This is a genomic window from Ruminococcus sp. (assembly GCF_045129435.1).
Classification (GTDB): domain Bacteria; phylum Bacillota; class Clostridia; order Oscillospirales; family Acutalibacteraceae; genus Ruminococcoides.
In genome coordinates, this window is sequence record NZ_JBGVJL010000139.1 from 1 (window position 1) to 9707 (window position 9707).

Sequence of the window (9707 nt, forward strand, 5' to 3'; positions counted from 1 at the left end):
ATCATGTTTTTTAAGCACTTCTGCAGCTTTTTCGCCATCATTTGCAGTAAGATAAACATTCATACTGAGTGGTGGTTCTTCATATACCTCAGTTTCTTTATTTGCAAACTGCTTATCATAATCAATAGTAAAACTCACATAATCTCTCTTTTTTATGAAAGACAATTCAGAATAATCGTTAGAATTTTTAAAGTCCTCAGAATCTTTCAACAATAACGCATCATAAACATCAAACTTATAATTACTGTCAATTGTAAAGCAAGACCTACCTTTAGCAGTATAGGTAATTGAACTAATATCATCGCCCTTGCAGGAAAGCATAAGATTAAATACTTCTTCATAACTTTTACAGCTAAAACCCGCACCATAACCTTTATTTATCTGTGCGATTTTGACTGGCTTATTTTGGGATAATTCAGCGGCTGCGGCCGTTATAACAAAGCCGTTATGCTTTGACTGTGCAGGCCTAGAAAACAGGGCAAACGCACCGCCGGAAACAAGCATAGCCGCAACAAGAGATGCTGCTATAACCTTATTTGCAACCCTCTTTTTACTTTTCTTAATATCAATAACATTGTCATTATTTTGTTTGCTATAAAGCTTTTCAATCGCAGAATTAACTGCCTCATCACTGATTTTTATTTCATCAAGTGTCTTTGTGTATAAATTTTTACGCATATCAGTTACCTCCTTCAGATAAAATCTTGCCAAGCTTCGCCCTTGCTCTCTGCAGCTGAGAGCTGACTGTATTTTGATTTTTGCCTAAAATTCGGGCAATTTCGGCAATAGAATATTCCTCATAATAGTAAAGATAAATCACATTTCTGTAGTTCTTAGGCAGTTGCCAAAGCTCCTCCATAACCGATTTTGTTTCAGGCTGAATAAGCTCTGTATATTGATCAATCGGCTCAACCTTGTTTCGCCAAAATGACTTATGAAAATTATTGCATTTATTTATCGTAACTCTGATAATCCAATGCTTTAAATGCTTTTCATCGTCAAGAGGAGCGTCTTTTGTGAGCAATGCAACGCAAACCTCCTGAAAAATATCCTCAGCGTCTGCCCTAGATTTTAAATTTTGGTATGCAATGCGGAAAATCATATCCGCATACCGCATAATCACTTTTTCAATTTCCTTTTCGGTACCGACTGAATCACTCATTTGCAACCCCCTTTCACTACTAATACAATTATCTCCACCCATTTTCGTGCATGATTTTAAAAATTTTTAAATTATTTTTGCAAGCGTGTCATCTACCATATTATTTTAATACAAATTTATATAAAATTAAATCAATTTGTATTAAATCAATATAACGCAAAAAATCCAGTAAACAAGCCGTTTTTCGTGTTTTTGGCTTATCTACTGGATTTTAGTTTTGGAGCTGATAACGGAGGCTGTGCTTTGCAGGTTTTTTATCTCGCCTATTGCGGCTTGTTCATAGTCATTTTTTCATCAACTCTACGCCCTAAAAACAGTCCGCCGGACTGTTTTCTTTACGGGCTTTCAAATCCCGTTGGCGGCTTTTGCTGTTACATCAAAAAGGTAATACCCAAAACTCGGGTATTACCTTTTCATGGAGCTGATAACGGGATTTGAACCCGTGACCTCGTCCTTACCAAACCGTTTTATCACTTTTTGCCACTTTTTGCAATCTTTAATAAACGGCTATTTTATGCGGTTTTTCGGTGGTTGTGTTTTTGTAGTGTTTCGTAATTTTTGGGGTTTATTCGTTAAGTTAAACCCCAAATAAACCCCAACTTTTCCGCTGCGTAAAATAGATTTAGAACAATTTATTTTTATGTACTGACATCTGCTCCGTGCAGAGATATTTTATATTATGCAGCGGCTAAAAATTTAGGGAGGGGGGTCATACGCGAGGCACGCAAAAAATCTAACTCCCCCCTCGGTCCTGCGGCTGCGAACATTTCAATTTTTTATGGGGGGATTGGTGTTATTCCGCTGCACAAAACAAACAGAAAGGGCAAGCCTGTATTTCAAGACTTGCCCTTGTGTTATGCTTTTAGGTTATTGGTAGGGCGGTGTATCCTACATCTCAGGTACCCAAAAGGGTGTGTCGGGAACCATTTCCGACCTCAACAACCTATTGTATATTTTATTCTCCGTCACGCTGCATAGTTTCATCAATAGCACGATTAACAAAGCCGTTTATACTCTCGCCTTTGCTTTCGGCGTGGGCTTTTATGATGTCTTTTTGCCCTTTAGGAACGGCAATATTAATGCGGTCATAGGCTTTAGCGTTATATCTGTTATTAGCCTCAATTCTTGCCCTACTGTTTTTATTTTCTGCCATATTTTCACCGCCTAATCTATTGACAACCGACCTGTTGTTGATGTATAATAAAGGTGAAAAGGAACGGCTTTAGCTGTTCCGCATTACGATTTTTTTATTTTAAAAAGCCGCTCTGTATTGCGATTACAGGGCGGTTATTTCTTTGTGCTGTTTATGTGCTATTTTCCGTTTCTCTTTGCATTTTTTCGTCAATAGCCGAATTAACAAAGCCGTTCAGAGTATAACCGTTTTCCGCTGCAAAGTCTTTGATTATCTGCTTTTTGCCTTTTTTGACAACAAGGGAAATTCTTTCGCAGTTCTCGGATTGCCATTTATTTTTATATTCGGTTTTGCCCGCCATTATATCACCGCCTTGTATTCAGATAACGGAACGCTGTCAATATAACAGCTGTCGGGGCAAATATCTACCTTGTTATTCCACACAACATCACTGTCAACATTCGGGTCAATATCCCAAGAAACGCTATTGCAGTCATCAATATACACACGCTTAAAATTGTCATATTCTCTGAACGGAGTAAAAACCCCGCCACGCTCAAGTGTACTTTTCATATCAAGCACACGCTTTTCGCCGTTCTCATAAGTAAGTAAAAGCGAAAAATCTTTTTGTGGAGTAACTGCAACGAGTTTTTTTCTGCCACTTGCAAAATATTCAGCCATTGGACGGTCAAACCCTTGTGACAAATAATATTCAATTGTATTTGGCATAAAATACCCCCCTTTATTACTTTAAAGGCTCAATAGTAAATAATTCCTGTTGTGCCTCTGCGAGTTCCCAATTTTCCTTTAATTCCTCTTGATGAAAAGCCGCCCAACCCAAAAGCATTTTAAGTTGTTTATTTGGCATTGTACCTTCTAATACCTCTATGTCATTAATTGATACGATTACCTCGTGACTGCCATATTTTGCGTGAAAGTGTGGCGGCATATGGTCACGCCAATTTATATAGATTTTTATACCTCTGAACATACATATTGTCGGCATAATTAAAATACCCTCTTTCTTTAAGTATATTTATTATAGCATATAAACCAATCTTGCGCAAGATACACAATGCACAAAATATCTTGCGCAAGATTATGCAAGTTGCCTATTGAAAATATCTTGCACAAGATATATAATATAGTCACAGGTTAAGGAAAGGGGAAATAAAAATGCTAAATCGTTCGATTATCTGCAAGGTAGCAAACAGATTACGCAAAGGCGGTTACACATTATCGCAGGCGTTCCGTATGGCGTGGAAACTCGCTAAAGGTAAGGCAAGCGTAAAGGTTGCAGGCGTTACAAAAGAACGCAGGCAAGAGGCAATCGAACATTTGAGCAGATACAACCCCGAAACGGTCAGCTTTAGCCTGTTAAGGGAAAAGCAAAACAGCTTTGACCTCAATGCTATTGCAGTGTATGCAAGTGTGGGCAATGGCAAGCCGTACAAAATGGGCTATATTTCCGCTGCTGTTGCGTGTTTACTTAGTGGCGTAATTGACGTAATTGATAACATCACAGCCATAAATGCACGCTTACAGGCAATTACAGGCGGTTTTTACACCGATATGGTGCAGGGCTTGAGGCTCACACTCTCAATATGAGCAATAGCCACAGGTTGCAAATGAAAGGGGCATTTATATGGCAATGGTAAAAAATACAATGAAAGTCATAAAAGAAGCCACAGACAACATAGACATTTTTTATGATTTAAGGGTTGGCAATATTAATGATATTTATTGCAATAGTAGCAACCCTATTGATATGATAATTAATGCTTTTCGATTCGGCTATATGCAGGGTTCAAAGGCAACAAAAGCGTATATAAACAAACAAAAGGAGCGTAAATAATGGATTTTTGGAAAAAGGAATACCCGAAAATAAGTGATTTATATTTTAATTATATCGGTGGAGAGGAATACAATCAACTAAAGACTACCCAATATACAAGCAAGGTAATATCAAAGATCACCACAAAAGCTCAATTAGAATTAGCAGACGATATTACAAACGCTTGTTGTGATTGTGAAACAGCAGGCTTTATACTTGGTTTTTCGTATGCTCTAAAACTTATGAATGAGGCAAAATCAGCCCTTGAGGTAGTAAAATGAAATCTTTAATTTTAACCGCTGCGGAAATCGCAACGCTTGTTATGCTTAGTGTGGCTATACAAGACATTGTGACCGATAATGCGACAAGTAACACCTATGAGGAATTAAAAGCCTTACAAAGCGATTTAGACGGCATTTTATACAAAGACAAAAGCCCTTTGAGCAATGCCTGAATAATTCGGGCAACGCTCAAAGAGCCTACATACTTTTACAGATACATTCTACCACAAATAACGGCAAATGTCAATAAATGAAAGGCGGTGAGCGTGTGAAACGAACAGCACTATTAACTAAAGAAAATCAAATGACATTAATCCTGCAAGCTAATATTAATGATGATATTCTTACAAACGGACTTACAGCAGACAACTTGCAGGATTTAGAAGAATTACAATTTGATTTACTGCAAATTATACAGAAGTTTGCAAAAATATTATAATCTTTATGCAGCGGCATAACAAACCGCTGCATTTTTGTTTGTATAAATATTTATGTTCCCCGTGGGATATTATATTTTTAATGCTGCATAAATACTGCATATTTTTTTATTGCGACAAATAAGATTTATAAAGTTTTTTATTTTTCCTTAATGTTCTGATTGCTTTTCTTATGGTTCTGATTAACTCGTTTTCAGTTATTCCGCTACCGATTGATATTGCATTATAACTCTTATTTAAGAAAAAATGTTTGATAATTACATCTTTTTCGGCACTTGGTAGGCTATTAACTGCATTGTGCAATATAGTATATAGTTCCCTATCTTCAATATTTTCGATATATTCTGTTGCCTCTGTATCCTCAAGCAGTTCTATTATTTCTGTGTCATTATCTGCTACAGTTTGATTATATGAAATCTCTGTTTTCTTTGTTTCTTTTCTAAAAATGAGGTGATTTAGTTCTGACAATATATTAAAACTCAAATATGTATTAAATTTATATTCTTTGTCTGCCTTGTATGCATTTACAGCTTTTAAAAAAGCAAAATACATTTGTTGTTCTAAATCTTCAAATGATATGTAATTAGGCAGCGAATAGTTATGTACCTTTTTCCCCAGAATAAAAATCATAAGCGGTTTTATGCGTTCCCAAAGCAACGGAATATAATTTTTATTCCCCTGTTGTATCAGCAAGGCTATTTCTTCATTGGTTATTATGTTCGTTGTGTTGCTTATACATTTTGACATAGATATACCACCACCCGTTATAATCGTTATATACAGGCGTTGCAGATACAAAGCGGTAGCCTTTATACTTACGCTCCCAATACGCTCTATCGTCTATCCGCTGCGTTGCTATGCGTGCTATCCCTCTGCGTGTATGCTGCCCGTCCTTTGTTTTTACTGTCGGATTTTTCAAATTAGTAGAGCTGTTCCAACGCCTTTTACCCATAGGCTTTTTAGAGATGTACCTTGCGAACGCCTCGCCGCCCTCCTGCTCTGTTGGCTGAAAGCGGTCAGCGTTTGTATAATCTCCGTGTTTCCATAGTTTTTCCGCTACATCTCTGTCAATAGCGGACATTATTCCGTGCCAATGCCAACGCCCGTTTTTACACTCAACTACATAAATGTATTTTACAGGTGGCAAACCGTGCTTTTTTCTGTATGCTTTAATACATCTAAAATAATTTTGAATGTCTTTTATAACTTCCTTTTCGGTGTTTGGCATTTCATCAGTCCTGTAAGTCGGGTGAATTAATATATCACCGGCTACAAAATTAGTATTAATAAGCCTTATTAATTTTTTTACGGCGTTTTTCTCATTTAGATTCTGTTGCTCTTTTTTGGTAAGCCTACGCTTATTATCGTGCCTGTGCCCGTGTTCTGTTACCGGGAAGTATTCTAACTCTAAGTAGCTGCCCGATATTATTCTTTTTTCTCGTGATTTCATTTTTTAGCCTTTCGGTATAATAGCATTGCTTTAGGTTGACTTGTTAATACCGAATACAAGCCCGAAAAAGCGGCACAAATACCGCATTTTTCTTGACTTTTCCGCTGCAAAATGATACAATAAAAGTGTTGAAGATTGTAGCGGAAAAATCTGCTTGACCTCGTCTAATGTGGTGATTAGGCGAGGCTTTTTCTTTATTCGGTTTTATTCTTTTTATTGTTTTTTACGGTTTGTATATCCGTATGGGATAACATTAGCGGCAGCGGCGTTATATGTACCTGAAAGGTAATCTATAAGCCCGTCAAGATTGATTAGTCGCTTTTTACCACACATTACAACGGGAATTTTCCCACTGATTGCAAGTTGTCTGATATAATACTTTGAAATGGCGGTGTTTTCGTCCATTTGTTTTATTTCCTTGTAACATTCGTCAAGTGTTCGCATTCTTGCAAGTTTTTGCATTTTCTTTCCTTTCTGTTTACAGCTATGCTAAAAAATGATATAATCACATTAGAGCCGTAAACTTTTTTGTGTTAGGTTTTGGGCTTTAGCCGTTTGAGGTATTGGCGTACTTCAAGCGGCGTTTTCTTTTGTACGGCATTGTGCATTTGACTGCATTTTGCCGCTGCGTTGGGATTTCATTAGCTGCATACTCTTACACCGTTGTAGCTGTTTTCTCGTTTTCTAAACGCTTTAAAGCTTTGCGTTCCCACATTTCACGCTCACGCTGTTTTAGCCTATCCTTGTTTTTAGCTCTGTAACGCTTGTTATATTCTCTAAGATGTTCACGGTTTTTTTCTCTCCATTCACGGGCATATCTTCGGCGTTCCTCGGCTATAAGTGTATCAAGTTCTGTTTTTGTCATTGTTATTTTTTCTCCTTTTTTATTTTATTCTTGCAATCTTTGATTTATCTTGCTATAATAATTATAATGCAAGAAATTTATTAAAGCAAGTAAAAAATACATTTTTTATAAAATGCAAGAATTATTTACAAGAGGTATTATAAAATGGCTGATAATGCAAGTAAAACAAAACAAGCAAGCACATACAAGGGTTATAACAATATTATTGCCGTGCGTATTCGTGAGCTGATGAAAAGCAGCGGTACAACACAGCAAGAATTAGCAGAAAAGACAGGTTGTTCAAGACAAGCTATTGCACAATATGCAGACGGTTCAAACGCTCCTAACATTGATAAACTTGTAAGCATAGCAAAATATTTTGATGTATCACTTGATTATCTTGTGGGGCTATCTAACGCACAAACAGCAGATAAAGATATTCAGTATATATGTGATTATACAGGACTAAGTGAAAAATCAATTGATGAATTACACTCAACTCTTGAAATGTCACAAACAGGGACTACAACCGACAGCAGCATAGTAATTGATGAAACAAATATAAAGGAAACTGCTGCGGCTATCGTAGGTAGTGTAAAATCTTCTTGTAAAAATTTTTTGGATTGTATAAATGAATTTATATTAGATTTCAATATACAAGAAATGACAGATAATATAAGCGTATATTTGGAATTAACAAAGGAATTAGAAATAATAAAAGAACAAGCGGGAGTACATTCCACTTTGTATTCAAACGCAAAAGATAAGCAAGACTTTTATTTATTTAAGATTTCTAAGAATATTCAAGATGCAGTAAAAGACTTATATAGCAAAGGTGATGAATAAATGGCAACTATTGAAAAGCGTAACAACGCATACCGCATAACCGTATGCTGTGGTTATGACATAAACGGCAAGCAAATACGGCGGCGTATGACTTATACCCCTGACGAGAAAATGACCGCAAAGCAGATTGAAAAGGAAGTGCAGCGGCAAGCTGTGCTATTTGAGGAGCAATGCAATAACGGCACCGTTGGCACCGACGGCAGAATGAAACTTGCCGACTTTGTACCTATCTACCTTGAAAACGCAAAGCACAGGCTCTCCCCTGTTGTGTATGAAAAGTATTGCCATATGCTCGACATCTGCATTATCCCAATGCTCGGACATCTCAAGCTAAAGGACATCAAGCCTATTCACATACAACGCTTTGTAAACGCTCTTGAGGAACGCACAACGCATTTTGACGGAAAAGAGGGCAAACTTACACCCTCAACCGTTCGCCGATATTACACAATGGTTCAATCGGTTTTGCACAGTGCATACAAATTACAGCTTATAGGCGTAAATCCTGCCGACAGCGACAGAATAACCCTCCCAAAGGTTGAGGAACAAACAACCGACATTTTCGCACAAGAAGAATTAGGCGTAATGCTCGACAAGCTCGAGGCTGAACCGCTGCAATTCAAAGTATTAATACATCTTGCGTTAAACACAGGTTGCCGCCGTGGTGAGCTTGTGGGGCTGAAATGGTCTGACATTGACTTTACAACGGGTATTGTAACCGTAAGCAGGAGTAATTACAAGCTGACAGGCGACAAAGAAATCAAGAGTAAATCAACAAAAACAGGCAAAAGCCGTACAATTATGCTACCGCCGTACTGCATAGCCTTGTTAAAGAAATACAGAGCAGAACAGACACAAGAGCGGTTCTTACTCGGTGACCGTTGGCAGGGCGATAATTGGATCTTTATACAGGCAGACGGCAAACCTATGTACCCAACCACGCCGACACTACAATTTACCCGATTTCTCAAGCGTGCAGGACTTGAGCATAAAAAGTTCCACGCACTTCGCCACACCTCGGCAACGCTCCTGTTGAGCAACGGGACGAATATCAAAAATGTTGCTACAAGGCTTGGGCACGCACAGCTAAAGACAACAAACCGCTATGTGCACGCTGTGGAAGAGGCAGAAAAGCAAGCGGCAAATACCTTTGAAACCCTATTGAATACAAACCGCAAACACGCATAATAAAAGCCGTGTACTCACAAACACAACGAGTACACGGCTATATTTTATATCCGAATATTTAATTTTATGGGCGAGCAACCGCAAAAACGGGGATATTCTCTGCCGATATTTTACACAGAGCAAAGCAGCGGAATAAACCCCCGAAAAATGAATTTTAAAGACAATAAACCCCAAAACGGCTTATAATTCATTTAAAGCAAAAAGAAAAACCGCCCCCAAACCCTAAAAAACGGCTTGGTTATGCGGTTTTTGCTTGGAGCTGATAACGGGATTTGAACCCGTGACCTCGTCCTTACCAAGGACGCACTCTACCTCCTGAGCTATATCAGCATATTTAATTTTGCGATTGCGTTAGACAACATTAGTATTATATCATATATGTTTCAAGATTTCAAATGTTTTTGGAAAGTTTTTTAAAAATTTTCAAGATTTTTTAAGTTTTCGGAAATATTGATTGGTATTTTGCAAATTATACTCACAATACAAAAATAGGCGGCGACAGAATCTTTCTAAAACGCCCATGAAAGCTTCTG

The 9707-nt window shown here is 37.6% G+C and carries 17 protein-coding genes and 1 tRNA gene; 7 read left to right on the plus strand and 11 right to left on the minus strand.

Going from position 1 to position 9707, the window contains the following annotated elements; all coding sequences use genetic code 11:
• The 6 genes from ACJMMI_RS06605 to ACJMMI_RS06630 form a co-directional block, all read right to left on the minus strand.
• Positions 1 to 678: hypothetical protein (locus ACJMMI_RS06605; protein ID WP_405354414.1), on the minus strand; the 678-nt coding region annotated here is incomplete at its 3' end.
• A 1-nt stretch (position 679) separates the two neighbouring features.
• Complete coding sequence (locus ACJMMI_RS06610) at positions 680 to 1162, minus strand: RNA polymerase sigma factor (protein WP_405354415.1); 483 nt, start codon at positions 1160 to 1162, stop codon at positions 680 to 682.
• Positions 1163 to 2117: 955 nt separating this feature from the next.
• Positions 2118 to 2315: a hypothetical protein gene (locus ACJMMI_RS06615; protein WP_405354416.1), complete on the minus strand. Its 198-nt coding sequence runs from the start codon at positions 2313 to 2315 to the stop codon at positions 2118 to 2120.
• A gap of 151 nt (positions 2316 to 2466) precedes the next feature.
• On the minus strand, positions 2467 to 2655 hold the full coding sequence (locus tag ACJMMI_RS06620) for an antitoxin (RefSeq protein WP_405354417.1): 189 nt from the start codon (positions 2653 to 2655) through the stop codon (positions 2467 to 2469).
• Positions 2655 to 3023: a DUF2442 domain-containing protein gene (locus ACJMMI_RS06625; RefSeq protein ID WP_405354418.1), complete on the minus strand. Its 369-nt coding sequence runs from the start codon at positions 3021 to 3023 to the stop codon at positions 2655 to 2657. The genes ACJMMI_RS06620 and ACJMMI_RS06625 overlap by 1 nt, the downstream gene beginning before the upstream one ends.
• Positions 3024 to 3039: 16 nt before the next feature.
• Positions 3040 to 3300 (minus strand): DUF4160 domain-containing protein, encoded by a 261-nt coding sequence (locus tag ACJMMI_RS06630; RefSeq protein WP_405354419.1) that lies wholly within the window; start codon positions 3298 to 3300, stop codon positions 3040 to 3042.
• Between the two features lie 170 nt (positions 3301 to 3470).
• Here ACJMMI_RS06630 and ACJMMI_RS06635 point away from each other — a divergent pair, with 170 nt between their 5' ends.
• The 5 genes from ACJMMI_RS06635 to ACJMMI_RS06655 all read left to right on the plus strand — a co-directional run bounded on the left by ACJMMI_RS06635 (position 3471) and on the right by ACJMMI_RS06655 (position 4848).
• A complete protein-coding gene (locus ACJMMI_RS06635) occupies positions 3471 to 3902 on the plus strand; it encodes a hypothetical protein (protein ID WP_405354421.1) in 432 nt (143 codons plus the stop codon).
• A gap of 37 nt (positions 3903 to 3939) precedes the next feature.
• On the plus strand, positions 3940 to 4149 hold the full coding sequence (locus ACJMMI_RS06640) for a hypothetical protein (protein ID WP_405354422.1): 210 nt from the start codon (positions 3940 to 3942) through the stop codon (positions 4147 to 4149).
• A complete protein-coding gene (locus tag ACJMMI_RS06645) occupies positions 4149 to 4409 on the plus strand; it encodes a hypothetical protein (RefSeq protein ID WP_405354423.1) in 261 nt (86 codons plus the stop codon). The genes ACJMMI_RS06640 and ACJMMI_RS06645 overlap by 1 nt, the downstream gene beginning before the upstream one ends.
• The gene (locus tag ACJMMI_RS06650) at positions 4406 to 4582 is read left to right on the plus strand and encodes a hypothetical protein (RefSeq protein ID WP_302488300.1); all 177 of its coding nucleotides are present in this window, start codon (positions 4406 to 4408) and stop codon (positions 4580 to 4582) included. The genes ACJMMI_RS06645 and ACJMMI_RS06650 overlap by 4 nt, the downstream gene beginning before the upstream one ends.
• A 95-nt stretch (positions 4583 to 4677) precedes the next feature.
• Entirely contained in the window at positions 4678 to 4848 is a 171-nt protein-coding gene (locus ACJMMI_RS06655) for a hypothetical protein (RefSeq protein WP_405354424.1), read from the plus strand.
• A gap of 106 nt (positions 4849 to 4954) precedes the next feature.
• On the opposite strand, the gene ACJMMI_RS06660 is transcribed toward ACJMMI_RS06655, so the two are convergent.
• The 4 genes from ACJMMI_RS06660 to ACJMMI_RS06675 form a co-directional block, all read right to left on the minus strand.
• On the minus strand, positions 4955 to 5593 hold the full coding sequence (locus ACJMMI_RS06660) for a sigma-70 family RNA polymerase sigma factor (RefSeq protein WP_405354425.1): 639 nt from the start codon (positions 5591 to 5593) through the stop codon (positions 4955 to 4957).
• Positions 5550 to 6296 carry a hypothetical protein gene (locus ACJMMI_RS06665; protein ID WP_405354426.1) on the minus strand — a complete coding sequence of 249 codons (747 nt, stop codon included), beginning with the start codon at positions 6294 to 6296 and terminating at the stop codon, positions 5550 to 5552. Before ACJMMI_RS06665 ends, ACJMMI_RS06660 begins: the two co-directional genes overlap by 44 nt.
• Before the next feature lie 213 nt (positions 6297 to 6509).
• Positions 6510 to 6758 (minus strand): hypothetical protein, encoded by a 249-nt coding sequence (locus tag ACJMMI_RS06670; RefSeq protein WP_405354427.1) that lies wholly within the window; start codon positions 6756 to 6758, stop codon positions 6510 to 6512.
• Positions 6759 to 6951: 193 nt separating this feature from the next.
• Entirely contained in the window at positions 6952 to 7161 is a 210-nt protein-coding gene (locus tag ACJMMI_RS06675) for a hypothetical protein (RefSeq protein ID WP_405354428.1), read from the minus strand.
• A gap of 144 nt (positions 7162 to 7305) precedes the next feature.
• Between ACJMMI_RS06675 and ACJMMI_RS06680 the strand changes: the two genes are divergently transcribed.
• The gene (locus ACJMMI_RS06680; RefSeq protein ID WP_405354429.1) at positions 7306 to 7986 is read left to right on the plus strand and encodes a helix-turn-helix domain-containing protein; all 681 of its coding nucleotides are present in this window, start codon (positions 7306 to 7308) and stop codon (positions 7984 to 7986) included.
• On the plus strand, positions 7987 to 9174 hold the full coding sequence (locus ACJMMI_RS06685) for a tyrosine-type recombinase/integrase (protein WP_405354431.1): 1188 nt from the start codon (positions 7987 to 7989) through the stop codon (positions 9172 to 9174).
• A gap of 254 nt (positions 9175 to 9428) precedes the next feature.
• On the opposite strand, the gene ACJMMI_RS06690 is transcribed toward ACJMMI_RS06685, so the two are convergent.
• Positions 9429 to 9504 (minus strand) — tRNA-Thr (locus ACJMMI_RS06690).
• Between the last annotated feature and the right edge of the window lie 203 nt (positions 9505 to 9707).